The sequence below is a fragment of the Mesorhizobium sp. WSM4820 genome, assembly GCF_055811075.1.
The window spans coordinates 178,512-202,747 of the sequence record NZ_JBVVQN010000002.1; the positions used below are offsets into that span (position 1 = coordinate 178,512).

General features: G+C 63.6%; 24 protein-coding genes and 1 riboswitch. Of the genes, 14 read left to right on the top strand and 10 right to left on the bottom strand.

What is annotated here, in order from left to right:
* Positions 1-2 precede the first annotated feature (2 nt).
* Both bglA and AC0L2R_RS04230 read left to right on the top strand, forming a co-directional pair.
* Positions 3-1,667 (top strand): beta-galactosidase BglA, encoded by a 1,665-nt coding sequence (gene bglA / locus AC0L2R_RS04225; protein ID WP_473507830.1) that lies wholly within the window; start codon positions 3-5, stop codon positions 1,665-1,667.
* Positions 1,668-1,692: 25 nt separating this feature from the next.
* The gene (locus tag AC0L2R_RS04230; RefSeq protein WP_023796851.1) at positions 1,693-2,805 is read left to right on the top strand and encodes an ABC transporter ATP-binding protein; all 1,113 of its coding nucleotides are present in this window, start codon (positions 1,693-1,695) and stop codon (positions 2,803-2,805) included.
* A gap of 190 nt (positions 2,806-2,995) precedes the next feature.
* Here AC0L2R_RS04230 and AC0L2R_RS04235 read toward each other — a convergent pair whose 3' ends face one another.
* The 3 genes from AC0L2R_RS04235 to AC0L2R_RS04245 all read right to left on the bottom strand — a co-directional run bounded on the left by AC0L2R_RS04235 (position 2,996) and on the right by AC0L2R_RS04245 (position 3,805).
* Positions 2,996-3,232 carry a DUF680 domain-containing protein gene (locus tag AC0L2R_RS04235; protein ID WP_023796852.1) on the bottom strand — a complete coding sequence of 79 codons (237 nt, stop codon included), beginning with the start codon at positions 3,230-3,232 and terminating at the stop codon, positions 2,996-2,998.
* A 74-nt stretch (positions 3,233-3,306) separates the two neighbouring features.
* Positions 3,307-3,531 (bottom strand): DUF680 domain-containing protein, encoded by a 225-nt coding sequence (locus tag AC0L2R_RS04240; protein ID WP_473507831.1) that lies wholly within the window; start codon positions 3,529-3,531, stop codon positions 3,307-3,309.
* Between the two features lie 67 nt (positions 3,532-3,598).
* The gene (locus tag AC0L2R_RS04245) at positions 3,599-3,805 is read right to left on the bottom strand and encodes a DUF680 domain-containing protein (RefSeq protein WP_473507832.1); all 207 of its coding nucleotides are present in this window, start codon (positions 3,803-3,805) and stop codon (positions 3,599-3,601) included.
* Between the two features lie 507 nt (positions 3,806-4,312).
* Positions 4,313-4,515, top strand: a riboswitch (cobalamin riboswitch).
* A 113-nt stretch (positions 4,516-4,628) separates the two neighbouring features.
* Here AC0L2R_RS04245 and AC0L2R_RS04250 point away from each other — a divergent pair.
* Both AC0L2R_RS04250 and AC0L2R_RS04255 read left to right on the top strand, forming a co-directional pair.
* A complete protein-coding gene (locus AC0L2R_RS04250; RefSeq protein ID WP_473507833.1) occupies positions 4,629-5,876 on the top strand; it encodes an aromatic ring-hydroxylating oxygenase subunit alpha in 1,248 nt (415 codons plus the stop codon).
* Between the two features lie 23 nt (positions 5,877-5,899).
* Positions 5,900-7,015: an FAD-binding oxidoreductase gene (locus tag AC0L2R_RS04255; protein ID WP_473508066.1), complete on the top strand. Its 1,116-nt coding sequence runs from the start codon at positions 5,900-5,902 to the stop codon at positions 7,013-7,015.
* Between the two features lie 113 nt (positions 7,016-7,128).
* Here the strand turns inward: AC0L2R_RS04255 and AC0L2R_RS04260 are convergent, their stop codons facing one another.
* From AC0L2R_RS04260 to AC0L2R_RS04280, 5 genes are all read right to left on the bottom strand, one after another.
* On the bottom strand, positions 7,129-7,875 hold the full coding sequence (locus AC0L2R_RS04260) for an FAD-binding oxidoreductase (RefSeq protein WP_473507834.1): 747 nt from the start codon (positions 7,873-7,875) through the stop codon (positions 7,129-7,131).
* Positions 7,872-8,483, bottom strand: a complete 612-nt coding sequence (locus AC0L2R_RS04265) for a molybdopterin-dependent oxidoreductase (RefSeq protein WP_473507835.1) — start codon at positions 8,481-8,483, stop codon at positions 7,872-7,874. Before AC0L2R_RS04265 ends, AC0L2R_RS04260 begins: the two co-directional genes overlap by 4 nt.
* Before the next feature lie 84 nt (positions 8,484-8,567).
* Positions 8,568-9,287 carry an MBL fold metallo-hydrolase gene (locus tag AC0L2R_RS04270; RefSeq protein ID WP_473507836.1) on the bottom strand — a complete coding sequence of 240 codons (720 nt, stop codon included), beginning with the start codon at positions 9,285-9,287 and terminating at the stop codon, positions 8,568-8,570.
* Positions 9,288-9,300: 13 nt separating this feature from the next.
* Positions 9,301-10,467, bottom strand: a complete 1,167-nt coding sequence (locus tag AC0L2R_RS04275; protein WP_473507837.1) for a diphosphate--fructose-6-phosphate 1-phosphotransferase — start codon at positions 10,465-10,467, stop codon at positions 9,301-9,303.
* Positions 10,468-10,586: 119 nt separating this feature from the next.
* Positions 10,587-11,354, bottom strand: coding sequence for a L,D-transpeptidase (locus tag AC0L2R_RS04280; protein ID WP_473507838.1), 768 nt, complete (start codon positions 11,352-11,354; stop codon positions 10,587-10,589).
* A gap of 188 nt (positions 11,355-11,542) precedes the next feature.
* Here AC0L2R_RS04280 and AC0L2R_RS04285 point away from each other — a divergent pair, with 188 nt between their 5' ends.
* The 3 genes from AC0L2R_RS04285 (at position 11,543) to xylB (ending at position 15,034) form a co-directional block, all read left to right on the top strand.
* Positions 11,543-12,166: a LysE family translocator gene (locus AC0L2R_RS04285; RefSeq protein WP_077375225.1), complete on the top strand. Its 624-nt coding sequence runs from the start codon at positions 11,543-11,545 to the stop codon at positions 12,164-12,166.
* Positions 12,167-12,175: 9 nt separating this feature from the next.
* Positions 12,176-13,498, top strand: coding sequence for a tetratricopeptide repeat protein (locus AC0L2R_RS04290; RefSeq protein WP_473507839.1), 1,323 nt, complete (start codon positions 12,176-12,178; stop codon positions 13,496-13,498).
* Positions 13,499-13,579: 81 nt separating this feature from the next.
* A complete protein-coding gene (gene xylB / locus AC0L2R_RS04295) occupies positions 13,580-15,034 on the top strand; it encodes a xylulokinase (RefSeq protein ID WP_473507840.1) in 1,455 nt (484 codons plus the stop codon).
* Between the two features lie 29 nt (positions 15,035-15,063).
* Here xylB and AC0L2R_RS04300 read toward each other — a convergent pair whose 3' ends face one another.
* Positions 15,064-15,426 carry a nuclear transport factor 2 family protein gene (locus AC0L2R_RS04300; RefSeq protein WP_023796865.1) on the bottom strand — a complete coding sequence of 121 codons (363 nt, stop codon included), beginning with the start codon at positions 15,424-15,426 and terminating at the stop codon, positions 15,064-15,066.
* Positions 15,427-15,539: 113 nt separating this feature from the next.
* Between AC0L2R_RS04300 and xylA the strand changes: the two genes are divergently transcribed.
* Together xylA and AC0L2R_RS04310 are read left to right on the top strand one after the other, a co-directional pair.
* Positions 15,540-16,865, top strand: coding sequence for a xylose isomerase (xylA, locus tag AC0L2R_RS04305; RefSeq protein ID WP_473507841.1), 1,326 nt, complete (start codon positions 15,540-15,542; stop codon positions 16,863-16,865).
* Positions 16,866-17,050: 185 nt separating this feature from the next.
* Complete coding sequence (locus tag AC0L2R_RS04310; RefSeq protein ID WP_023796867.1) at positions 17,051-17,257, top strand: hypothetical protein; 207 nt, start codon at positions 17,051-17,053, stop codon at positions 17,255-17,257.
* A gap of 6 nt (positions 17,258-17,263) precedes the next feature.
* Here AC0L2R_RS04310 and AC0L2R_RS04315 read toward each other — a convergent pair whose 3' ends face one another.
* Positions 17,264-18,244 carry a GlxA family transcriptional regulator gene (locus AC0L2R_RS04315; protein ID WP_091592622.1) on the bottom strand — a complete coding sequence of 327 codons (981 nt, stop codon included), beginning with the start codon at positions 18,242-18,244 and terminating at the stop codon, positions 17,264-17,266.
* A gap of 111 nt (positions 18,245-18,355) precedes the next feature.
* On the opposite strand from AC0L2R_RS04315, the gene bcoG reads away from it, so the two are divergent.
* Genes bcoG through AC0L2R_RS04340 form a run of 5 tightly spaced genes read left to right on the top strand, consistent with a single transcriptional unit; the run spans position 18,356 to position 24,236 of the window.
* On the top strand, positions 18,356-19,267 hold the full coding sequence (bcoG, locus tag AC0L2R_RS04320) for a 3-dehydrocarnitine:acetyl-CoA trimethylamine transferase BcoG (protein WP_473507842.1): 912 nt from the start codon (positions 18,356-18,358) through the stop codon (positions 19,265-19,267).
* 28 nt (positions 19,268-19,295) lie between these two features.
* Entirely contained in the window at positions 19,296-19,925 is a 630-nt protein-coding gene (locus tag AC0L2R_RS04325) for an HD domain-containing protein (RefSeq protein WP_473507843.1), read from the top strand.
* Positions 19,922-20,995 carry a carnitine 3-dehydrogenase gene (locus AC0L2R_RS04330; protein ID WP_473507844.1) on the top strand — a complete coding sequence of 358 codons (1,074 nt, stop codon included), beginning with the start codon at positions 19,922-19,924 and terminating at the stop codon, positions 20,993-20,995. The genes AC0L2R_RS04325 and AC0L2R_RS04330 overlap by 4 nt, the downstream gene beginning before the upstream one ends.
* A gap of 4 nt (positions 20,996-20,999) precedes the next feature.
* On the top strand, positions 21,000-22,163 hold the full coding sequence (locus AC0L2R_RS04335; RefSeq protein ID WP_473507845.1) for an acyl-CoA dehydrogenase family protein: 1,164 nt from the start codon (positions 21,000-21,002) through the stop codon (positions 22,161-22,163).
* A 3-nt stretch (positions 22,164-22,166) separates the two neighbouring features.
* Complete coding sequence (locus tag AC0L2R_RS04340) at positions 22,167-24,236, top strand: acetate--CoA ligase family protein (protein WP_473507846.1); 2,070 nt, start codon at positions 22,167-22,169, stop codon at positions 24,234-24,236.

The following is a 24,236-nucleotide window of genomic DNA, read 5'->3' on the forward strand; positions in this document are numbered from 1 at the left end:
TCATGCAATCCGCTGTGAAAGCGACGTTGAGCCCCGACCTCGCCGTCGACCGCGACTGGTGGCGAGGTGCGGTGATCTACCAGATCTATCCGCGCAGTTTTCAGGACTCGAACGGCGACGGCATCGGCGACCTCAGGGGCATCATCGGCAGGCTGCCCTATATCGCGGCGCTCGGCGTCGATGCCATCTGGATCTCGCCGTTCTTCAAGTCGCCGATGAAGGATTTCGGCTACGACGTGTCCGACTATTGCGACGTCGATCCGATGTTCGGCACGTTGGCCGATTTCGACGCCCTGACCGCCGAGGCGCACAGGCTCGGGCTCAAGGTGATGATCGACGAGGTGCTGTCGCATACCGCCGACATCCATCCATGGTTCAAGGAAAGCCGCTCGAGCCGCACCAACCCGAAGGCCGACTGGTATGTCTGGGCCGACGCCAGGCCCGACGGCACGCCACCCAACAACTGGCTGTCGATCTTCGGCGGTTCGGCCTGGCAGTGGGACACCAGCCGCCAGCAATATTACCTGCATAATTTCCTGGCCGAGCAGCCCGATCTCAACTTCCACAGCCGCGCAGTCCAGGACGCGCTGCTCGATGTCACCCGCTTCTGGCTGGAGCGCGGCGTCGACGGTTTCCGCCTCGACACCATCAATTTCTACTTCCACAGCCAGGGCCTCGAGGACAATCCGCCGCTGCCGCCCGAACAGCGCAACGACCAGACCGCTCCTTCCGTCAACCCCTACAACTACCAGGACCATCTCTACGACAAGAGCCGCCCCGAAAACCTTGGCTTCCTCGAACGCTTCCGCGCCCTGCTCGACGAATATCCGGCGACGGCGGCGGTTGGCGAAGTCGGCGATTCGCAGCGCGGACTGGAGGTGGTGGCGGCCTATACCGCCGGCAGCAAGCGCGTGCACATGTGCTATTCATTCGACTTCCTGGCGCCCGAAAAGATCAGCGCGGCAAAAGTGCGTTCGGTGCTGGAAGCCTTTGGCGAGGTCGCCAGCGACGGCTGGTCGTGTTGGGCCTTCTCCAACCACGACGTGATGCGCACTGCCTCGCGCTGGGCGGCCAGCGAGGCCGACCAGACCGCTTATCTCAAGGTGATCTCGGCGCTGCTGATGTCGCTGCGTGGCTCGGTCTGCATCTACCAGGGCGAGGAACTCGGTCTTGGCGAAGCGGAATTGCAATTCGAGGATCTGCAGGACCCCTACGGCATCCGGTTCTGGCCGGAATTCAAGGGCCGCGACGGCTGCCGCACGCCGATGGTCTGGAATGGCGCCGACGGCAATGGCGGCTTCTCCACGGCAAAGCCCTGGCTGCCCGTGCCTGCCAAGCACCTTTCGCAGGCGGTCGATGTGCAGCAGGGCGACGACAACTCGCTGCTCGAACACTACCGGCGCTTTCTCGCTTTCCGCCGCCTGTATCCGGCGCTGGCCAAGGGCGAGATCGAGTTCATCGAAAGCCAGGGCAATACGGTCGCCTTCACGCGCCGCGAGGGCAATGAGCAGATCGTCTGCGCCTTCAATCTCGGCAGCCGACCGGCCGAAGTCAATCTCGGCGGACGCTCGCTGCAGCCCTTGCCGGGGCACGGGTTTTCGGGACAGACTGACGCCGGCTTTATCCGCCTCGACGGCTACGGCGCCTGGTTCGGGCGTGTCGACTGAATTTGCAATTCACTGGAGGGAACCCATGGCCGATGTCACGCTAAGGCAAGTGAAGAAATCATACGGCAATCTCAACATTCTCCATGGCATCGACCTCGACATAAAGTCGGGCGAGTTCATCGTCTTCGTCGGCCCTTCGGGCTGTGGCAAGTCGACCTTGCTGCGGTCGATCGCCGGGCTTGAGGAAATCACCTCCGGCGAGCTCAAGATCGACGGCGAGGTGGTGAACGACGTGCCGCCGTCGAAGCGCGGCATCGCCATGGTGTTCCAGTCCTATGCGCTCTATCCGCACATGACTGTTTACGACAACATGGCGTTCTCGATGAAGATCGGCAAGGAGAGCAAGGCCGAGATCGACAAGCGGGTGCGCCAGGCGGCGGAAATCCTGCAGCTGACCAAATATCTCGACCGCCTGCCCAAGGCGATGTCGGGCGGCCAGCGCCAGCGCGTCGCCATCGGCCGCGCCATCGTGCGCAACCCCAAGGTCTTCCTGTTCGACGAGCCGCTGTCGAACCTCGACGCGGCGCTGCGCGTCGCCACCCGCATCGAGATCGCCAAGCTCAAGGAATCGATGCCTGCTACAACGATGATCTACGTCACCCACGACCAGGTCGAGGCGATGACGCTGGCCGACCGCATCGTGGTGCTCAAGGAGGGCCATATCGAGCAGGTCGGCACGCCGATGGAGCTCTACAAGAGACCCGGCAATCTGTTCGTCGCCCAGTTCATCGGCTCGCCGGCCATGAACATCCTGCCGGCGACGATCGACAAATCAGGCGACCCGACCATCGTCAGTCATGTCGGCGGGCGCAAGGCGACGGTGCCGATCGCCACGCCGGCGTCGGTGAAGGGCGCTTCGGTGAGCTTCGGCGTGCGGCCGGAAGATCTGACGATCGCCACCGGTGCGGATTATCTTTTCGAGGGAACGGTGGATTATGTCGAGCAACTCGGCGAGGTCCAACTCGTCTATGTCGACATCGGCCGCGCCGACCTGCCGCTGGTCACCAAGCTGCCAGGCAATGTCGGGGTCAAGCGCGGCGCTGCGCTGCGCTTGAATGCCGATGCCGGCGACCTGCATATTTTCGATGCCGACGGACATTCATTCACGCTCCACAAAGCGGAAGCAAAGGCAGCCTGAGAGCAGCAGCCGAACTGATGGATGTTTGGTGACCCAAAAACGAGAGCGGCGGGCAAAGCCGCCACTCTTGTCCGTTCCGGTCGCTGTTAGAGCGACGTGCGTCCAAGTGGACGCACAAAGGTACGCTCCGACACTTTAACCCTGCGCATCGTGCTTTCCGAAAATCGGAACCGATTTTCGGGCCGATGCGCTAGCGGCCGAACAGGTTCCGGTCGCTGCCCTGCGGGGCGGACTTCTGTACGTCGCCCGACGAGTTGAGCAGCTTGTAGACCGGCGAACCGGTATTGCGTACCGAAGAAGTCTGCGTGTTGTCGACGTTGATGGTCGCCTGCTTGTTGATGTCGGTTCTGCCAAAGTTGTCGCTACCGGCAAAAGCGCCGCCCGCAGCAATCAAAAGCGCGGCGGCGGTAAGAACGATCTTCTTCATTTTCAAAACTCCTGGATTTTCTTGGTTCCGCCAGCCCGGCGGGCAAATGCCGCCGCCGCTGTTGGAACGAACTGTTAGTTGTTGCCGAACAGCTTACGGTCGCTGCCGTTGACGGGTTTCTCGTCAGCCGGAACCGGATTCTGCGCCGACGCCGAATTCCGAATCGAAGCCGTGTACGAGTTGCTGTCGACCGCAGCGGCCGGCTGGTTGGCGCCGTTCGATCCAAAGTTGTCGCTGCCGGCAAAAGCACTGCCGGAGATGGCCATAATGGCGGCGGTGGCAAGAATGAGCTTCTTCATTTCAAATACTCCTGAGTTCCTCAGATCCCGAGCGGCGGACCGCCACTTTGCTGTTTGGGACCAGCTGTTAATTGTTGCCGAAAAGGTTGCGGTCGGCGCCCTGGCCAACGGCCTGCTTTTCAGCGTGAGCCGGCGTCTGGACAGAGGCCGTATACGAGCTGTCGACCGCGACGGCCGGCTGGTTGGCGGCGTTGGACCCATAATGGTCGCTGCCGGCAAAGGCGCTGCCGGTGATGGCCAGAGCGGCGACGGCAGCAAGAGCGATCTTTTTCATTTTAGTACTCCAGTATCTTGGTCTTCAGTCCGTCTAGCGGCGTGTCTTGGGAGGATGCGCGCGTCGTTCGGACAGCCCCGATGTGGGAAGGCCATTTGGCGGATTCCAATCACGAAGTTGTTCCGTGTGGACCAAGAATCTACACCTTGAAATTGTACCAGAGGCATCTAGCACTATGGTTTTACGGTTTGTTTTCAATATCTTATTCAAAATTAGCAATTCATGATTTGACGGATTGGCGAATTTGCGTTCACAGCGTGTTGCACGCATTGTCAACAGAAACGAACCGTTCGGTTCGATTTTAGAAGCGGCTAATAGTCACTTTTGTAAACTGTTAACCTTCCTGATCTCCGCCGCGGGTCGGATTCTATGTCACGGCAGCCGACAGTGGCCGCCGACAAAGTGGGGCTTCAGCCCTGCAGATATAAACCTGCAGGTTTCGCCGGCGGTGTCGCGCCGCATGGATACGATGTCGCTTTCATGCCGGCAGTCAGCCGGCCGGCATGATTAGATCACGCCATCTCAGGTGCCGCTTGGTGACGACGAAGCGGAGAATTGGGAAGCCGGTCAGAACCCGGCGCTGCCCCCGCAACGGTGGTGGAGTTCAAGTCGCAACGGGAGACCACTGGGCCACAAGCCTGGGAAGGTGTCGCGACGAGTCCGCAAGGACACTCCAGAGCCCGGAAACCAGCCCGAGATTTTCAGACTCGACTGATCGCGGTGGGCGGTCAAGAGGTGGATGATGCACGTCCGGCCCTGTCGCCGGCGTGCAAACGGTCCTCCCTCCATCACCACCAGTTCAGTCCTTACACGAGGACAGGACATGGACGCGCGCAACGACATGCTGAGGCTCTTGCACGGCCGCAGGCAAGGCTATTCGCTCGAGCAGCCCTTCTACACCGATCCAGATTTCTTCAAGCTCGACATGGAGCTGATCTGGTATCGCGACTGGCTGTTCATCGGCCACGATTGCGAGTTGCCGAAAGCTGGCAGCTATATCACCGCCCAGATCGGCGACTATCCGGTCGTGCTGGTCCGCGACCAGCAAGGCAAGATCAATGCCTTCCACAATTCCTGCCGGCATCGCGGCAGCCGTGTCTGCAATGCCGACAAGGGCACTGCGGCGAAGCTGGTCTGCCCCTATCACCAGTGGACCTACGAGCTGGACGGCCGGCTGTTGTTTGCTCGCCAGATGGCAGACGGCTTCGACAAGAGCCAGTTCAGCCTGAAGCCGGTGGCTTGCGAAAGCGTTGGCGGCTACATCTTTATCTGCCTGGCCAACGAGCCGGCCGATTTCGCGCCGATGCGCGCCATGATCGAGCCTTACCTCCTGCCGCACCGGCTGCGCGAGGCAAAAATCGCCTTCGAATCGACCATCGTCGAGAAGGGCAACTGGAAGCTCGTCTGGGAGAACAACCGCGAGTGCTACCATTGCGCCGGCAACCATCCGGAACTCTGCAAGACATTCCCGGAAGCGCCGACCGTGACCGGCGTGCAGGGCGCCGACAGCGATCCAGAGATGCTCGCGCACTGGGCGAAATGCGAGGCGGCGGGCTTGCCGAGCAAGTTCCGCATCGATCCGGCCGGGCAGTATCGCGCCACCCGCGCGCCGCTGCTGCACGACGCCGTCAGCTACACGATGACGGGAAGACGCGCGGTGAAGAAGAACCTTTCCGACAGCGTTTCGACCGACCGTATCGGCTCGCTGCTGCTCTATCACTATCCGACGAGTTGGAACCATATCCTCGGCGATCATGCCGTCACCTTCCGCGTGCTGCCGATCAGTGCCACGGAAACGGCCGTCACCACCAAATGGCTTGTCCACAAGGACGCGGTCGAAGGCGTCGATTACGACCTCGCCGAACTCACCCATGTCTGGACCGAGACCAACGACCAGGACCGTCGCATTGTCGAGGAAAACGCCTTCGGCATCCTGTCGCCGGCCTATGAGCCCGGCCCCTATTCGGAACTGCATGAGGGCGGCGTCATCCAGTTCGTCGAATGGTACGCCTCCTTCATCGGGCCGCGCCTTGCCGAGGCCGGGCGGCCGGCGCTGCGCAGCGTCGCCTGAACGAGGTCAAGGGCATGAATGCGATGACGGACCTTGGCCTCTACCGCCATCTCGACGAGATGGCGCCCTGGAACGACCGGCTCCAGGTGCTGGAAGTCATCGGCGTCAGCGACGAGGCGCCTGACGTGAAGACCTTCACCTTCCGCTCTGACAACCAGACCTGGTTCCGCTACAGACCGGGGCAGTTCGTGACGCTGGAACTGCCGACCACCGAGGGCCCGATGATGCGGACCTATACGCTGTCGTCCTCGCCGTCGAGGCCGTTCTCGATCGCGGTGACGGTGAAAGCGCAGGCCGGCAGCCTCGGCACCCGCTGGATGTTCGACAATCTGAAGCCCGGCGTTCACGTGAAGGCCTATGGGCCGGCGGGCGACTTTTCGCTGCACAGCCATCCAGCGGCCAAGTATCTGTTCATTTCGGCCGGCTCAGGCGTGACGCCGATGATGTCGATGCTGCGCTGGCTGAACGACTGCGCGCCATGGACAGATGTCGGCTTCGTCAACTGCGCGCGAAAGCCCGAGGAGATCATCTTCCGCAAGGAGCTCGAGCTGCTCGGCAGCCGCATGCCGGGCCTGACGCTCGGCTTCATGATCGAGGAGCGGTCCAGCCGTGAGGGCTGGTTCGGCCATATGGGCCGGATCGACGCGATACGGCTGCCGCTGCTGGCCCCCGATTTTCGCGAGCGCGAAATTTTCTGCTGCGGCCCCGACCCGTTCATGCGCGCCGTGCGGCAGATGCTGGAGGCGGCCGGCTTCGACATGGCCAACTACCATCAGGAGAGCTTTGCGGCCCCGGCGGTGGAGGAAATACCGGCCCCGTTCGGTTCGCCGGCGGAAGGTGGACCGGCAGAGAGTGGGGTCGAGGTACCTGCCGAGGCCGCAACACCGATCCGCTTTTCGCTTTCGGATATCGATGCCGAATGCGTTGCCGGCCAGACCGTGCTGCAGACGGCGCGCGCTTCGGGCGTACGAATTCCCGCAGCCTGCGAGTTCGGCCTGTGCGGAACCTGCAAGGTGAAAAAGGTCTCGGGCACAGTCGAGATGAGCCACAATGGCGGCATCCTCGATCACGAGATCGACGACGGCTTCATCCTTGCCTGCTGTTCGAAGCCGCTGACGGCGCTCGAGATCGACGCCTGACCGGGGAGCTTAAAGCGCGTCGCGGCTGAATGGATTCATGCGACGCGCTTTAAGTTATTGTTTTTATGCATGTCGTCATCGCAAAACCGCTGCACACTTTTGCGTGACATGCATTAAACCCCGTAGCGCTCGGTGCGGATGAGGCTTGCCGGAACGCCGGCATCGATCAGCGCCTGGGCGGCGGCCGACACGAACGCATTCGAGCCGCAGACAAAGGCGAACCTTGGCGGCGCGGGCAGCCGCAGCATCGATTGCTCCATCATCGCGGCATCGACCCGCCGCGAATAGTCTGACGGGCGCGGGGCGGCCTCGCGGGTCAGCGCCAACACCAGATCGAAGCCGTCCCGGCGATCGTGGACGTCGATCAGCTCGTCGCGAAAGATCACCTCGTCCCAGACCCGTGCGGAAAATACCAATGCCACGGGCACCGCCGATCTGCGCGCGCCGCGATGGCGGATCATCGCCATCAGCGGTACCACGCCGGACCCGCCGCCGACCAGCAGAAGCGGGCCGCCGTCGCTGTCGGACCAGACGAAGTGGCCGCCGAGCGGGCCGCGCAACTCGACCTCGTCGCCGACCGCCGCGATATCGTGGAAGAAGGGTGAGACCTCGCCATCATCGAGCCTTTCGATCGCCAGTTCGATCGTCTCGCCGGCTTCCGGCGCCGAGGCGATTGAGTAGGAGCGGCGCGCCTGATAGCCGTCCGGCGCCGTCAGCCTGACATCGACATGCTGCCCGGCACGATAGGCGAAGGGCCGCGACGGCTGGAGGAAAAAGCTGGTGACGCGCGGCGTGCGCTTTTCGATGCGGGCGATGGTCACCGTCTGCCAGGGCGACTGCGCCGCCGGCGCGTCGCTCATGGATCGCCCGTATAGCGCTGCTCGCGCCACGGGTCGCCATAGATGTGATAGCCGCGCAGCTCCCAGAAGCCGGGCTCGTCGCGCTCGGTGAACTGCAGGCCGTTCAGCCATTTGGCCGACTTCCAGAAATAGAGATGCGGAACCAGCAGCCGCGCCGGGCCGCCATGGTCCGGCGTGATCGGCTTGCCTTCGTAAAGCAGCGCCACCATTGCCTTGCCGGCAGTGAGATCCTGCGTCGGCACGTTGGTTGTATAGCCGTCGAAGGACAGCGCCAGCGTGAAGGCGGTCGGTGGCTCGATGCCGGCATCCGCCAGAATATCGTCGACCATCACACCCTGCCACGCCGTGTCGAACTTGGTCCACGCGGTGACACAATGGATGTCGCGCGTCATCTTGGTCAAAGGCAGCGCGTTGAACTCTGTCCAGTTCCACGTCTTGATCGGCCGCGGTCCGTGCTTGAGCGTGAACGACCAGTCCTCGGTGCGCACAGGCGGCGTCGGCCCGGCCGACAGCACCGGAAACCCTTGCTCGAGATACTGCCCCGGCGGGATACGCGCATCCGCATCCGTCGGGGGCTTTCGTCCTGAAGAGAAGCCGCGGGTGACCATCGAGACAATCCGTTTGCATCAGGCCGCCTGTCGGCCTTCGCCAATGTTGTCAAAGATACTCTGGCGGGCAACCAGATTCTTGGCTTATGCGCCGTCTGTTCGCCTGAGATAACCGGTGGCGATCTCGCGCATCCGTTTGGCGTCGAAGCTTGGTCCATGGCCGCCATGGCCGATGCTGACAGGCAGATCGAGCAGCCGCTGCATGGTTCGGCGATAGGCTGATCGGTCGGAATCCGGCAGGTCGTCGATCAGCAAGGCGTCGTAGATGGCGTCGCCGGCGAAGAACAGGCCGTCGGCCTCATCGAACAGCGCGATCGAATCCGGCGAATGGCCGGGCAGATGCAGCACCCGGAATTGCCGGTCGCCAAGGTCGACCAGATCGCCCTCGTCAAGCGTCCGCGTCAGCGGCGCCGGCTGGATTCTGTATTCGGCCGCTCTCCAGGCCGGTGCCGGCAGCTTCGAGACGGCGCCGTCGAGATCATGAAACATGTGGGCGTAGGTGACGGCGTCATCCATGCTGTCGAATTGCGCAGCACTCATCCTCGGCCCGGCTCGCAGCGGGAATTCGTGCAGCGAGCCGACATGGTCGAGGTGGATATGGGTGGCGACGACGAGCAGCGGCTTGCCATCAGGCGTGTCGATCTCCGGCGCCAGCGGGCAAATCCCCATGCCGGTGTCGACAAGCAGGTCGACGTCGCGGCCGCGCAGATGCCAGATGGTGGCGCGCACGAAATCATGCACGAACGGCTCGGTCAGCATGGTTGTAACGGCGTCGACCTTCGTCTTGCTGAACCAATCATCCATCAGAGGGCCGGCATCAGACGAACGGTTTTCCAACCTTGTATTTTTCGGGAACCAGTCGCTTCAGATAGGCCATTCCTGCATCGGAGAGCTGATTGACCTCAGGCAGCATGAAATCGTCGGGCATGTGACGGGTCTTGCCGGCGACGTTTTTCAGCGGCACCTTGTTCAGCACGGTTTTCTTGCCGTCATATTGCAGCGCCACCGAGCCGCCGCCCTGCTCGGCGACGGCGACCGCAAAGACGCCGGCATCAAAGGCTTCCTGCGCATCGACGGCGTTGATGGCCCCGACATAGCCGCGCGGCATGTAGCCGAGCGCATCGACGCGTGCCCGCTTGCCCGGCAATCCTTCGGCCAGCGCGCGCTCGAGGGCGGCCGGCAGGTCGCTGCCCGACAGCTTGACGTTGCCATGCGCATCGCGCTCCAGTTTGTCCGGCGGGACAAGACTTTCGACCAGCGCCTTGCCGTCGGCTGTGCTGACGCCTTCGGAGACTGCGACGATGCAGCGCTTGTGGCGATCGAGCGTGGCGCGCACGTCGTCGATAAAGGCTGAAGCCGAGAACGGACGCTCCGGCACATAAACGAGGTGCGGGCCGCTGTCGGGATCAAGCTGCCATGCGGCGGCGGCGGCGGTGAGGAAACCGGCGTGCCGGCCCATGACGATACCGAGATAGATGCCCGGCAGAGCACGGAAATCGAGGTCGACCGAGAGAAAGGCGCCGGCGACGAACTCGGCTGCCGAAATGAAGCCCGGCGTGTGGTCGTTCTCCTCGAGATCGTTGTCGATGGTTTTCGGCGCATGGACGAAAGCCATCTTGCCACCGGCGGCGTCGGTCAGGATCTGCTGCGTGCCGGACGTGTCGTTGCCGCCGATATAGATGAAGGCATCGGCGCCCGCCTTGTTCAGGCCGTTGAGGATGATCTCGCAATAGGCCTCGTCCGGCTTGTCGCGGGTCGAGCCAAGCGCGGCGCTCGGCGTCGCAGCAATCAACCGCAACCGGTCCTCAGGGATAGCCGAAAGATCGACATAGTTGCCGTCGCGGATGCCGCGCACGCCATGGATGGAGCCCAACACCTTGGCGCCGGGATGCCGCTTGCGGATCTCGAGTGTGGCGCCCACCACCGTCTGGTTGATGACGGCGGTCGGGCCGCCGCCTTGCGCGATGACAAAAGTTCCGGACATGCTTCACGTCTCCCGAGCAGTGACTTTGCAGGGCACATTCGCCTGTCTTGCGAGATCGCGCAACGGGAGAGTCGAGCGGCCGCGTCAGCCGCCTCGAGTTCAGACGATGACCGGGAGGGTCAGACGACGACGACCGGGTTCTTCCTGGAGACGCGGCTGTAGAGGTCGATGATATCCTGGTTGATCAGGCGAACGCAGCCCGACGACATCGCCTGGCCGATGCTCCACCATTCGGGCGACCCGTGGATGCGGTAGCCGGTGTCCTGGCCGTTCTGGTAGATGTACAGCGCACGCGCGCCGAGCGGGTTGTCGAGGCCGCCGGGCTGCCCGGCCTGCCATTTCACCAGTTCCGGCTTGCGGGCGATCATCTCGGCCGGCGGTCTCCAGGTCGGCCATTCTTTGCCGTACTGGATGTTGGCGCGGCCGGACCAGCGAAAGCCTTCCTTGCCGATGCCGACGCCGTAACGGATCGCGTCACCGCCGGGCTGCACCAGGTAGAGCAGCCGCTCCTGCGAATGGACGACGATGGTGCCGGGCTGCTCGCCGGTCGGGTCGACGACGATCTGGCGGCGGAACTCCGGCTTGACCTTGAGGTAGGGCACTTCCGGCAGCGTGAAGCCGCCGTCGGTGACGGAGGCATACATCACACCAGGGCTGGTGATGTTCCTGTCGACGCTGATGCTCGGGCGGACAGGGGTGATCGCGCCGGTGGTGACGGCGTCGAGTTGCAGCGCCGACAGGTCGAGCGTCTGGCTGCAGCCGGCGACGCCAAGCAGCGCCAGCGCACCGGCGCCGGACAACACTGCGCGGCGGGAAAGCTGGATTTCGGAAATTTCGATTTCGTCGCCATCGTGCGGCGGCGTCAGACCTTGCGGCAACTCACGCATCTACCCAAACCCTACGCTGTCGGCGGGAAACACGGTCCGGCCGGATAGAGTGCATTTTCACCAATCATGGTTGAAAAAGCGTGAAGAACCGTCGCCTGATGTTAACCAGGGGCATTTTCGATTTTTGCCCCTTTACATCTTTGTGAGCCCAAGGATTTATCCTCTTCTTTGAGCTCAAGGAGACGAACATGTCCTTCGAAAACTGGGCCGCCTTTGCCGCCGCCTCGACGATCCTTCTTGTCATTCCCGGCCCGACCATCCTTCTGGTCGTATCCTATGCGCTCGGCCAGGGCTGGCGCACCGCGCTGCCGATGGCGGTCGGCGTGGCGTTTGGCGATTTTACCGCGATGACGCTGTCGATGCTTGGTATCGGCGCGCTGCTGGCGGCGTCGGCCACCGTGTTCACGGTGCTGAAGGTGGTCGGCGCCGGCTATCTGATCTATCTCGGCATAAAGCTGTTTCGCGCCGGCGGCACGCTCAAGGCCGAGCCGCGCCTGGACGCGGTGTCCTCGGCCAAGATGATGGCGCATGCCTGGCTGGTCACCGCGCTCAATCCGAAAAGCATCACCTTCTTCGTCGCCTTCCTGCCGCAGTTCCTCGACCGGCATGCCGATTTCTGGACGCAGATGCTGATCTTCGAGACGACTTTCCTGGCGCTCGCCTTCGCCAATGCCTTCGGTTACGCGCTGATCGCCGCAAGGGCACGCAACGTCGTTCGCAACCCGAAGGCGATCCGCATCTTCAACCGCACTGGCGGCACGCTGCTGGTCGGCGCCGGCATCGCCACAGTGGCGATGCGCTCGGGCAATTGAGGACATGACGTGGCAGTCAGGGACGCATTCGGGCTGACGTTTTCGGGCGCGACGGAGGCCGGGTTCTCGTCCTACAGCCAGGCTGTCCGCGAACTGCAATGCTTCATCGGCGATCCGGTCGGCTCGGTCGATCGCGCCATCGCCGAGGATCCCGGCTTCGTCATGGCGTATGTGTTCAAGGGCTATCTCTTCGGCCTCGCCACCGAGCGCGAGGCGACAGCCGTGGCCAAGACATGCCACGAGGCGGCACTGCCGCTTGCCGCCACGCCGCGCGAGCAGGCGCATGTCGCAGCACTTGGCCATCTTGCCGCAGGACACTGGCATGAAGCCGCCCGTCTGCTCGAGGATATCGCCATCGAGTTTCCACTCGATGCGCTGGCGCTGCAGACCGGGCACCAGATCGATTTCTTCACCGGCAATGCCCGCATGCTGCGCGACCGCATCGGCCGCGCGCTGCCGTCGTGGCAGAGCGGCATGCCGGGCTACCACGCCGTACTCGGCATGCAGGCGTTCGGACTGGAGGAAATGGGCGACTATGCGCGCGCCGAAAAGCTTGGCCGCATGGCAGTCGACATCGAGCCGCGCGACGGCTGGGCGCAGCACGCCGTCGCCCATGTCATGGAAATGCAGAGCCGGCAAAGGGACGGCATCGCTTGGATGCGCGCCAACCCCGACGCGTGGACGCGTGAAAGCTTCCTGAAAGTGCATAATTGGTGGCATCTGGCGCTGTTCCACTATGATCTCGGCGAGACCGACGAGGTGTTGGCGCTCCATGACGGCCCGATCTACGGCGAGCGCTCGACGCTGGCGCTCAACATGGTCGACGCCTCGGCGATCCTGTGGCGGCTGCATCTCGGCGGCGTCGATGTCGGCGGCCGCTGGGCGGCGCTCGCCGCCAACTGGGCGAAGGCCAGCGCCGGCAACTATGCCTTCAACGATGCCCACGCAATGATGGCCCTCGTCGGCGCCGGCCAAGAGACGCCGGCTCGCAACTTGCTCGAGGCGCAGCACGAGGCCATGCACGCCAACGACGACAATGCCGCCTTTACCCGGGATGTCGGCCATCCCCTGACGCTCGCCATCAAGGCGTTCGGCGACGGCAATTTTGCCGAGACGGTCCGCCTGATCCGACCCATCCGGGCGATCGCCCACCGCTTCGGCGGCAGTCATGCGCAGCGCGACGTCATCGACCTGACGCTGATCGAGGCGGCGATGCGGTCGGGCGACCGTGCGTTGGCAAGGGCACTTGCCGCGGAACGCGCGCTGGCGCGGCCCGCCAGCCCGCTGTCGGCGCTGCTTTCGCGGCGCGCTGCCGATTTGTCGGAGAATTGACCGGAGGCGGATCTTGTCTTAAAAAATGCCAAGTCAGATTTTTTCGAGATCCGAAAAAATTAATGGCAATGGGAGGACACCATGTATCTCGGCCTCGATCTGGGCACGTCGGGCGTCAAGGCGCTGTTGATCGATGCCGGGCAGAGCATCATCGGCTCCGGCCACGCGTCACTCGACGTGTCGCGGCCGCACCCCGGCTGGTCGGAGCAGAACCCCGCCGAGTGGATCCGCGCCTGCGAGGAAGCGATCGCCGAGCTCAAGGTTTCTCATCCAGAACAGCTCGCCGCCGTGAAGGGCATCGGCCTCTCCGGCCAGATGCATGGCGCTACATTGCTCGATGCCGGCGACCAGGTGCTGCGCCCCTGCATCCTGTGGAACGACACGCGCAGCCATGCCGAGGCCGCCAAGCTCGACGCCGACCCGCGCTTTCGCAAGCTGACCGGCAACATCGTCTTTCCCGGTTTCACCGCGCCAAAGCTGGTCTGGGTGAGAAACAATGAGCCGGATATTTTCGCCAAACTGGCAAAGGTCTTGCTGCCGAAGGATTTTCTGCGGCTCTGGCTCACCGGCGAGCATATTTCGGAGATGTCGGACTCGGCCGGCACGTCCTGGCTCGATGTCGGCAAGCGAGGCTGGTCATCCGACTTGCTTTCCGCCACGTCGCTCGATGAGAAGCAGATGCCGTCACTGGTCGAAGGCACTGAGAAGGCTGGCGCGTTGCGCAGCGAACTGGCCTCGAAATGGGGGATGCGGGCGGGCATCCCGATCGCTGGTGGCGCCGGCGACAATGCGGCGTCGGCTTGCGGCATGGGCACGGTCGCCGCCGGCCAGGCCTTTGTCTCGCTTGGCACGTCAGGCGTGCTGTTTGCCGCCAATGCGTCCTATCTGCCCAACCCGGAAAGCGCGGTGCACACATTCTGCCACGCGCTGCCCGACACCTGGCACCAGATGGGCGTCATCCTGTCGGCAACCGATTCGCTCAACTGGCTGTCCGAGATTTCAGGCAAAGGCGCCGGCGAGCTGACCGCCGAGCTCGGCGATACGCTGAAGGCGCCGACCGGCGTGTCCTTCCTGCCCTATCTCTCGGGCGAGCGCACCCCGCACAATGATTCGGCCATTCGCGGCTCGTTTACCGGGCTTGCGCATGAATCGAGCCGCGCCGTGTTGACCCAGGCCGTGCTGGAGGGCGTGGCTTTCGCCTTCCGCGACAGTCTCGAAGCCCTGGCCAAGGCGGGCACGACGCTGACGCGGGTGACGGCGATCGGCGGCGGCTCGCGCTCGCACTACTGGCTAAAGGCAATCGCCACCGCGCTCGGCCTGCCCGTCGACATTCCCGCCGACGGCGATTTCGGCGCCGCCTTCGGTGCAGCGAGGCTTGGCCTGATCGCGGCGACGGGCGCCGATCCGCTCAGAGTGTGCACGGCGCCGGCCACCAATGCCACAATCGAACCGGTCGCCGCGCTAAGCAACGCCTATGCGGATGCCTATCAGCGCTACCGCTTGCTTTACCCGGCTATCAAGGCGGCCACGGCGTGAGTGGTTTCCCACCCCCGCCGCGGCCCGAGTCACTGTGCCGGGACCTTGTCGAGAAAGCCGGTGACGCTTTTCAGGCGGCCATTCTCGATGACGCCGATGTCGGTGCCTTCGATGACGGAATCGGTGCCTTCCGGCCCGAGATTCCACGAGAAGCGGATCGTGTCGCCAAACCCGTCCGGCTTGCCCTTCAGCGAGAACCGGAAGCCGGCAAATCGTTTTTGGACACCATCGATCAGTGCGGCGAGGCCATTGTGGCCGTCTCCCTGCATGATCGGATCGCGGTAGCTGACGTCATCGGTGAAGGCCGCCTTGAGCAAGGCTTGCCGGCGCGCGGCATCGCTCTCGTTCCAGGCGGCGATGTAGTTTTCGGCGATCGTGTTGAGGTCGGTCATGGTCTGTCTCCGTGGTTGATTGGCTTTGACATGACCCTTTTCATCCAGCGCCAGCGCGAAACCAATTACGCCTGAGGTAATCAGGCCCGAACCCTGCGAGAGGACAGACAGACATGACCAGCGGCTTTTTCGGCGACATCCAGAAGATCAAATACGAGGGGCCGGATTCGACCAATCCGCTGGCCTACCGGTTCTACAATCCCGATGAAATTGTCGCCGGCAAGCGGCTGGAAGACCATTTGCGCTTTGCCGTCGCCTACTGGCATTCCTTCGCCTGGCCAGGCGGCGATCCGTTCGGCGGCCAGACCTTCGAGCGGCCGTGGTTCGCCGAGGCCGGTGGCACCGACACGATGGAACTGGCCAAGCTCAAGGCCGATGTCGCCTTCGACATGTTTTCGCTGCTGGGTGTTCCCTATTTCTGCTTCCACGATGCCGATGTGCGGCCGGAGGGAAAAGATTTTTCTGAAAGTGCCGCGCGGCTCGACGAGATATCAGACTATTTTGCGGCGAAGATGAAGAAGACCGGGGTCAAGCTGCTTTGGGGCACGGCCAACCTGTTCTCCAATCGCCGCTTCATGGCGGGAGCCGCCACCAATCCCGACCCGGACGTCTTTGCCTATGCGGCAGCGACGGTCAAACACTGCATCGACGTCACCAAGCGGCTGAAGGGCGAGAATTATGTGCTGTGGGGTGGCAGGGAAGGCTATGAGACGCTGCTCAACACCGACCTTGCCCGCGAACAGGAACAGGCCGGCCGCTTCCTCAACCTGGTCGTTGACTACAAGCACCGGATCGGCTTCAAGGGCACCATCCTGATCGAGCCGAAGCCGCAGGAGCCGACAAAGCACCAGTACGACTATGATGTCGCCACGGTCTACGGCTTCCTGAAGCGCTTCGGGCTGGAGAAGGAGGTCAAGCTCAACATCGAGCAGGGCCATGCGATCCTGGCCGGCCATTCCTTCGAGCATGAACTGGCGCTGGCCAATGCGCTCGGCATCTTCGGCTCGATCGACATGAACCGCAACGACTACCAGTCGGGCTGGGACACCGACCAGTTCCCCAACAACGTGCCGGAGATGGCATTGGCCTATTATCAGGTCCTGCAGGCCGGTGGCTTCAAGACCGGCGGCACCAATTTCGACGCCAAGCTTCGGCGACAGTCGCTCGATCCGCAGGATCTGCTGATTGGCCATATCGGCGGCATGGATTGCTGTGCACGCGGCCTCAAGGCCGCTGCTAAAATGGTGGAGGACAAGGCGCTGTCGGGACCGTTGGCCGAGCGCTATGCCGGCTGGAATTCGGCCGAGGCCAAGGCGATGCTTGCCGGCAAGCGGACGCTGGAGGAGATCACCGAGCGCGTCGTCAAGAAGAAGATCGAGCCGCAGCCGAGATCCGGCCGCCAGGAACTGCTCGAGAATATCGTCAACCGGTACGTCTGAGGTGCCGCACCGGCGGGTCTGTTGACCGACCCGCCGGCCCGGAACAGCTTTGCGCGAGGGCGGAACCGACGACAAGGTTTTGCCTCGCACCGCCCCTCAATCGCCTCGCTCTTGCCTTCAAACAGCCGTCACGAATCTCGTATATGTGGTTCGTGGCGGGAACAGAAAGAAGGAGGCGAAACGATATGCAGCACGAACGCGAAATCGACGCCCTGCTCTCATCTGGCGAGGGATCGATCATCGACCGGCTGATGGCGCTGCCGCATCCGAAGGATGGCGCGCGCGGTGCAAACGAATGGGACCGCGCGGTCGCCAGCCGCTTCGAGACCCACCTTGCGAGACAGATGCGCTCGCAGATCGACGGCAAAAGCGACCGCCAGGACGCTGCCTGATCCCGACTATCTCCTGCGCAGCCTGACCGGCGCTTCGCCGAAAGCCCTTGAGAACGCCCTGGAAAATGCCGCGGCGGACGAGAACCCCGTTCGCCCGGCAATATCGGCCATGGCCACGCGCGTGTCGACCACCAGCCGGCGCGCTGCACCCAGCCGCAGCCTGAGATAATAGGCGCCCGGCGTCTCGCCGATCGACTTGCGAAAGATGCTTTCCAGCGTACGTGCCGTCACCCCGGCACGCTTTGCCACCGCGGCGATGGTCAAGGGCTGGTCGACGTGGGTTTCCATCAGCCGGATGGCTTGCGCAAGCCGCGGATCGTAGCCGTCGAGGCGGCCGAGCGAGACCAAAGGCTGCGCGTCGGTCGCGGCGCGTGCCTGGTCGTAGATGAAGACGCTTGCCACATCGAGCGCGACCGCCATGCCGAGCCGCGTGCGGATCAGATGCAGCATCAGGTCGAAGGTCGGCGAAGCGCCACCGGAGGTGAAGACCGGCCCGTCGATGACATAGCGGTCGGGGCGAACGTCGACCTCGGGAAAGGCCGAGGAGAAGTCCTCCATGTCCTCCCAATGGGTGGTGGCGCTGCGCCCTTCCAGCAGACCGGCGCGGGCGACCAGCCAGGTACCGGCTTCGACGCCGCCGCAGGCGCGTGCGGCGCGCCCCGCTCGGCGCAGGCCGGCAAGCAGGGCCGACGTGGCATAGTTCTGCGTGCCGAAACCGGCGACGACGACAAGCACATCCGTCGTATCCGCCGCATCGAAGCGGCCGCTGACCGCAACCGGCAGGCCGCATGTGGTGACCGGCGCTTCGCCGGTCACCGATACCAGCCTGAAATCGAACAGCGTCTCGCCGGCAATACGGTTGGCGGCGCGCAGCGGATCGACGGCCGAGGCCACACACATGATCGACGACCCGGAAAACACCAGCAGCGTCACCTTGAGCGGCAACCGTTCGGCGCGAAAGATCGACGACTTTTCGTTTTTCATCATACGCACTTCGTAAAATGCAAAACAGTTTCCGGCAAGTCAGGCATTGTTGCCATCTGTTCGATTGGGCCCATGTTTGATCGGGACCATCTGTGCTGATTGGGAGAAAAGTCGATGCCGCTTGCGATGAACCGTGAGGTCTTCATTACCTGTGCCATAACCGGGTCCGGCAGCTCGCAAGACCGCAGCCCGCATGTGCCGCGCTCGCCCAAGCAGATCGCCGATTCGGCCATCGACGCGGCAAAGGCGGGTGCGGCGATCGTCCACTGCCATGTGCGCGACCCCGAAACCGGCAGGCCGCGCCGTGACGTGCAGCTTTATCGCGAAGTGACCGAGCGCATCCGTGCGGCAGACGTCGACGTGGTGCTGAACCTGACCGCCGGCATGGGCGGCGACATGGTGTTCGGCTCGCCGGAAAACCCGCTGCCGCTGAACGAGAAAGCCACCGATATGGGCGGCGCCACCAACCGCGTGGAACATGTGCGCCAGTGCCTGCCGGAGATATGCACGCTCGACTGCGGCACCATGAATTTCGCCGAGGCCGACTATGTCATGACCAACACGCCAGGCATGCTGCGCGCCATGGGCGGCATGATGACGGCGCTTGGCGTCAAGCCGGAGATCGAGGCCTTCGACACCGGCCATCTGTGGTTTGCCAAGCAACTGGTCGAGGAAAAGGTGCTGGACCCGGATGCTCTCGTGCAATTGTGCATGGGCGTGCCATGGGGCGCGCCGGACGATCTCAACACTTTTATGGCGATGGTCAACAATGTGCCGTCAGGTTGGACCTGGTCGGCGTTCTCCATCGGCCGCAACCAGATGGCCTATACCGCCGCCGCGGTGCTGGCCGGCGGCAATGTCCGCGTCGGGCTCGAGGACAATCTCTGGCTCGACAAGGGCGTGCTGGCAACCAATGCGCAGCTGGTCGAGCGGGCGGTCAGCATCGTGTCGAACATGGGCGCAAGGGTCATCGGCCCCGATGAAGTGCGCAAAAAGCTCAATTTGACAAAGCGCGCGCCGCTTTGAACAAGCAATCGGTAGGGAGGAGCCCCCGATGAAGACCGTGAAATTCACCGCAATGAAGGATGGCGACCGCGACGATTACGCGTTCCTCACCGAGCACGAGATCGACTATGCGGCGAAGACCGGCGAACGGCTGCTTGACGCGCTTGTCCAACTCGACGAAGGCCTGTCCGGCTACAAGATCACCCGGCTCGGCCATTCGCTGCAGGCGGCGACGCGCGCATGGCGCGACGGCGCCGACACCGACTGGATCGTCTGCGCCCTGCTGCACGACATCGGCGACGTCTACGCACCGTACAATCACGACGAATATGCAGCTTCGGTCCTAAAGCCTTTCGTGCGCGAGCAGTGCACCTGGGTTGTGGAAAAGCACGGCGACTTCCAGCGCCTCTATTACGCCCACCATCTCGCCGGCAATCCGCATGCGCGCGACCGTTTCGCCGGCCACCTTTATTTCGACGATTGCGACCAGTTCTGTGAACGCTGGGACCAGTCGAGCTTCGACCCCGATTACGAGACGTTGCCGATCGACTTCTTCCGGCCCTTAGTGCTCGAGGTGTTTGCGCGCAGGGCCTATGACCCCACCGTGATCCGCGCCGGCGAGCGCGTGCCTCTCATCGACCTGGAAAAAGCCAGGACAAGAACCGGAGCCTCCGCATGAGCATCATCACCAAGGCAGCTGCAATCGGCGGCGGCGTCATCGGCGCCGGCTGGGTGGCGCGGCTGCTCTTGAACGGTATCGACGTGTCGATTTTCGATCCCGACCCCGAAGCCGCGCGCAAGGTCGGCGAAGTGATGAAAGGCGCGCGCCGCGCCTACAAGCAGATGCTGCCCGACGGCCTGCCAAAAGAAGGCAAATTGACCTTTGCCAAGACCATTGCCGACGCCGTCGCCGATGCCGATTTCATCCAGGAAAGCGTGCCGGAACGGCTCGACCTGAAACACCGCGTGCTGGCAGAGATCGACCTCTATGCGCCGGCCAATGCCATCATCGGCTCCTCGACTTCCGGTATCAAGCCGACCGACATGCAGGTGGCGATGAAGAAGCATCCGGAGCGGCTGGTCGTCGGCCATCCGTTCAACCCGGTCTATTTGCTTCCGCTGGTCGAGATTGTCGGCGGCGAGCAGACCTTTCCCGAGGCGATCGAGGTCGCCAAGGAGATGTACGCCTCGATCGGCATGAAACCGGTGGTGATCCGCAAGGAGATCGAGGCGTTCGTCGGTGACCGCCTGCTGGAGGCGGCATGGCGCGAGGCGCTGTGGCTGATCAAGGACGGCATCTGCACGGTCGAGGAACTCGACGACATCATGCGCTATGGCTTCGGCCTGCGCTGGGCGCAGATGGGCATGTTCCAGGTCTACCGCGTCGCCGGCGGCGAGGCCGGCATGCGCCATTTCATGGCGCAGTTCGGGCCGTGCCTGAAATGGCCGTGGACCAAGCTGATGGATGTGCCGGAGTTCAACGACGAACTGGTCGACCTGATCGCCACGCAGTCGGACGATCAGGCGGATGGCCTGTCGATCCGCGAGCTCGAAAAGATCCGCGACGACAATCTGGTCGCCATCATGGATGCGCTGTCGAAGCAGAACAAAGGCAGGGGCTGGGGCGCCGGCGCCTTGCACAAGGACTATACCAAGCAGCTCGCCAAGCTTGCGGCGAAGAAGCCCACCGCTTCCAAGGCGGCCGAGAAGGCCAAGGCCGAAAAGCCGAAGAAAAAGAAGAAAGGCTGAGACCATGGATTTTGGCCTCTCCGAGGAACAGAAACTGATCGTCGAGACGACGCGCGCCTTCGTCGAGAACGAGCTTTACCCGCATGAGCGCGAGGTGGAGCGCACCGGCATGCTGCGCCGCGAGCTGATCGATGAGATCAAGGCCAAGGCGATCGAAGCCGGGCTCTATGCCGCCAACATGCCTGCGGAGGTCGGTGGCGCCGGCCTCGATACGGTGACCTGGCTGCTTTACGAGAAGGAGCTCGGCCGCGCCAATTACGCACTGCACTGGACCTGCGTGGCGCGGCCATCCAACATCCTCTTGGCCGGCACGCTGGAGCAGCGCGAAAAGTATCTCTATCCCTGCATTCGCGGCGAGAAATGGGATTGCCTGGCGATGACCGAGCCGGGCGCCGGCTCCGATCTGCGCGGCATGAAGGCGACCGCCGTGCAGGATGGTGACGACTGGGTGCTGAACGGCACCAAACACTTCATCAGCCATGCCGATCTTGCCGATTTCGCCATCGTCTTTATGGCTTCGGGCGAAGAGGAGACGCCGCGTGGAAAACGCAAGAAGATCACCGCCTTCTTCGTCGACAAGGGCACCAAGGGTTTTACGGTGCGTGACGGCTACCGCAACGTCTCGCATCGCGGTTACACCAACGCCATCCTCGAATTCGACGATTGCCGGCTGCCCGGAGCCCAGGTTCTGGGCGAGGTCCACAAGGGTTTCGACGTCGCCAATTCATGGCTTGGCGCAACCCGCCTGCAGGTCGGCGCCACCTGTCTCGGCCGGGCCGAGCGGGCGCTTGGCCATGCGATCGAATACGCCGCGCAGCGCCAGCAGTTCGGTCAGCAGATCGGCAAGTTCCAGGGCGTTTCATTCAAGCTTGCCGATATGGCGACCGAACTGAAAGCGGCCGACCTGATGGTGTTCGAAGCCGGCTGGAAGTACGATCAGGGCACCGTCACCGATCAGGACATGGCCATGGCCAAGCTGAAGGCCACCGAAATGCTTGCCTTCGTCGCCGACGAGGCGATCCAGATCCATGGCGGCATGGGGCTGATGGATGATCTGCCGCTGGAGCGCATCTGGCGCGACGCCCGCGTCGAGCGCATCTGGGAAGGCACGTCGGAAATCCAGCGCCACATCATTTCACGGGCGCTGCTGCGCCCGTTCGGGGGCTGATAAATGCACAAACTTGAGCGCCTCTTGCGCCCGCGAACGATCGCCGTGTTCGGCGGCGCGCAGGCCGCCGCCGTCGTCGCGCAGTCGATCAAGATGGGCTTTGCCGGCGAGATCTGGCCGGTGCACCCGACCAAGGATGAAGTCGCCGGCCGCAAGGCCTACCGTTCGGTGGCCGACCTGCCCGGCGCCCCGGACGCCGCCTTTGTCGGCGTCAACCGGCATTCGACCATCGAGGTGGTCAAGGCGCTGGCCGAGCGCGGTGCCGGCGGCGCCGTCTGCTTTGCCGCCGGCTTTCTCGAGACCGAGGCTTATGACGAGCATGGCGAGCGATTGCAGGCGGAACTGGTCGCTGCGGCGGGCCAGATGCCGATCATCGGGCCGAACTGCTACGGCCTGATCAATTATGCCGACGGCGCGCTTTTATGGCCCGACCAGCATGGCGGCATCAGGCTGGCCGAGGGCGGCAGCGGCGTCGCCATCATCACCCAGTCGTCGAACATCGCCATCAACATGACGATGCAGAAGCGCGGCCTGCCGATCGCCTTTCTGATGACCGCCGGCAACCAGGCACAGACCGGCCTTTCGGAAATGGCGCTCGGCCTGATCGAGGACGATCGGGTCACTTCGCTCGGCCTGCATATCGAGGCGTTCGATTCGGTAGCCGGCTTCGAAAGGCTGGCCGCGCGGGCGCGAGAGCTGAAGAAACCGATCATCGCCATGAAGGTTGGCCGCTCCGAGCAGGCGCGGCAAGCAACGGTGTCGCATACCGCGTCGCTGGCCGGCTCGGACGCTGCCTCGGGCGCCTTCCTGAAGCGGCTCGGCATCGCCCGCGTCGATTCCATCCCTGCCTTCATCGAGGCGCTCAAGCTGCTGCACGTCACCGGCCCCCTGCCCGGCTACCGGCTGTCGTCGATGAGCTGTTCGGGCGGCGAAGCGTCTGTCATGGCCGACAGCGCCGAAGGCCGCTGGGTCAATTTCCCGGCGCTGACCGACACCCACCGCGCCCACGTCAAATCGACGCTCGGGCCGCTGGTTGCGGTGGCCAACCCGCTCGACTACCACACCTTCATCTGGAACAACGAGCCGGCGATGACCGCCACCTTCACCGCCATGGTGTCGGGCGGCTTCGACCTCAACATGCTGGTGCTCGATTTCCCGCGCCCCGACCGCTGCTCCGACACCGACTGGTGGACGACGCTGCGCGCCTTCGAATCGGCGCTGAAGACCAACAAGGCGCAGGGCGCGATCGTCTCCTCGCTGCCGGAGAACCTGCCCGAGGAATACACCGCCGGGCTGATGGGACGCGGCATGGTGCCGTTGTTCGGCATTTCCGAAGCCATGGACGCCGCCCAGGCGGCCGCCTTCATCGGCTGGGCCTGGCGCGCGCCGCAGGCGCAGCCGATCGACACCTCCGCTTCCGGGGCGCCGGCCGGCGACCATGTCACGCCTGATGAGGCCGAGGCGAAAGCGCGGCTGATCGAGGCCGGGCTCCCCGTGCCGAGCGGTGAACGCGCCGGCAATGCGGTCGAGGCGGTCATCTCCTCGATGGCGCTCGGTTTTCCGGTTGCGCTGAAGGCTTTGGGCGTCACCCACAAATCCGAGCTTGGCGCGGTTCGGCTCAACCTCAGGGACGCCGAATCCGTCAGCACGGCCGCCCATGATCTCGATGCGCTCGGCACCGGCCTCTATGTCGAGCGCATGGTGCGCGACGGCGTCGCCGAACTTCTCGTCGGGTTCACCCGTGACCCGATGTTCGGCGCGGTGATGACGCTGGGCACCGGCGGCGTGCTGGTCGAGCTGCTGCGCGACAGCGTCACGCTGATGCTGCCGGCGACCCGCGACGACATCGAGGCGGCATTGCGCGGGCTCAAATTGTTCCCGCTGCTCGAAGGCTATCGCGGCCGGCCCAAGGCCGATCTCGCGGCGGCCATCGAGGCGATATCAGGCATCGCCGCCTTCGTGCAGAAAAATGCCGGCGAGATCGAGGAGCTCGACATCAACCCGCTGATTGTCTGCGCGCAAGGCAAAGGCGCCTGGATCGCCGACGCGCTGCTGGTGCTTGGAGAAAACTAG

Bases quoted from the DNA above. Each gene is read 5' to 3' on its own strand.
- bglA (WP_473507830.1), top strand. From the start codon at position 3: ATGCAATCCGCTGTGAAAGCGACGTTGAGCCCCGACCTCGCCGTCGAC.
- AC0L2R_RS04230 (WP_023796851.1), top strand. From the start codon at position 1,693: ATGGCCGATGTCACGCTAAGGCAAGTGAAGAAATCATACGGCAATCTC.
- AC0L2R_RS04235 (WP_023796852.1), bottom strand. From the start codon at position 3,232: ATGAAGAAGATCGTTCTTACCGCCGCCGCGCTTTTGATTGCTGCGGGC.
- AC0L2R_RS04240 (WP_473507831.1), bottom strand. From the start codon at position 3,531: ATGAAGAAGCTCATTCTTGCCACCGCCGCCATTATGGCCATCTCCGGC.
- AC0L2R_RS04245 (WP_473507832.1), bottom strand. From the start codon at position 3,805: ATGAAAAAGATCGCTCTTGCTGCCGTCGCCGCTCTGGCCATCACCGGC.
- AC0L2R_RS04250 (WP_473507833.1), top strand. From the start codon at position 4,629: ATGGACGCGCGCAACGACATGCTGAGGCTCTTGCACGGCCGCAGGCAA.
- AC0L2R_RS04255 (WP_473508066.1), top strand. From the start codon at position 5,900: ATGACGGACCTTGGCCTCTACCGCCATCTCGACGAGATGGCGCCCTGG.
- AC0L2R_RS04260 (WP_473507834.1), bottom strand. From the start codon at position 7,875: ATGAGCGACGCGCCGGCGGCGCAGTCGCCCTGGCAGACGGTGACCATC.
- AC0L2R_RS04265 (WP_473507835.1), bottom strand. From the start codon at position 8,483: ATGGTCACCCGCGGCTTCTCTTCAGGACGAAAGCCCCCGACGGATGCG.
- AC0L2R_RS04270 (WP_473507836.1), bottom strand. From the start codon at position 9,287: ATGGATGATTGGTTCAGCAAGACGAAGGTCGACGCCGTTACAACCATG.
- AC0L2R_RS04275 (WP_473507837.1), bottom strand. From the start codon at position 10,467: ATGTCCGGAACTTTTGTCATCGCGCAAGGCGGCGGCCCGACCGCCGTC.
- AC0L2R_RS04280 (WP_473507838.1), bottom strand. From the start codon at position 11,354: ATGCGTGAGTTGCCGCAAGGTCTGACGCCGCCGCACGATGGCGACGAA.
- AC0L2R_RS04285 (WP_077375225.1), top strand. From the start codon at position 11,543: ATGTCCTTCGAAAACTGGGCCGCCTTTGCCGCCGCCTCGACGATCCTT.
- xylB (WP_473507840.1), top strand. From the start codon at position 13,580: ATGTATCTCGGCCTCGATCTGGGCACGTCGGGCGTCAAGGCGCTGTTG.
- AC0L2R_RS04300 (WP_023796865.1), bottom strand. From the start codon at position 15,426: ATGACCGACCTCAACACGATCGCCGAAAACTACATCGCCGCCTGGAAC.
- xylA (WP_473507841.1), top strand. From the start codon at position 15,540: ATGACCAGCGGCTTTTTCGGCGACATCCAGAAGATCAAATACGAGGGG.
- AC0L2R_RS04310 (WP_023796867.1), top strand. From the start codon at position 17,051: ATGCAGCACGAACGCGAAATCGACGCCCTGCTCTCATCTGGCGAGGGA.
- AC0L2R_RS04315 (WP_091592622.1), bottom strand. From the start codon at position 18,244: ATGATGAAAAACGAAAAGTCGTCGATCTTTCGCGCCGAACGGTTGCCG.
- bcoG (WP_473507842.1), top strand. From the start codon at position 18,356: ATGCCGCTTGCGATGAACCGTGAGGTCTTCATTACCTGTGCCATAACC.
- AC0L2R_RS04325 (WP_473507843.1), top strand. From the start codon at position 19,296: ATGAAGACCGTGAAATTCACCGCAATGAAGGATGGCGACCGCGACGAT.
- AC0L2R_RS04330 (WP_473507844.1), top strand. From the start codon at position 19,922: ATGAGCATCATCACCAAGGCAGCTGCAATCGGCGGCGGCGTCATCGGC.
- AC0L2R_RS04335 (WP_473507845.1), top strand. From the start codon at position 21,000: ATGGATTTTGGCCTCTCCGAGGAACAGAAACTGATCGTCGAGACGACG.
- AC0L2R_RS04340 (WP_473507846.1), top strand. From the start codon at position 22,167: ATGCACAAACTTGAGCGCCTCTTGCGCCCGCGAACGATCGCCGTGTTC.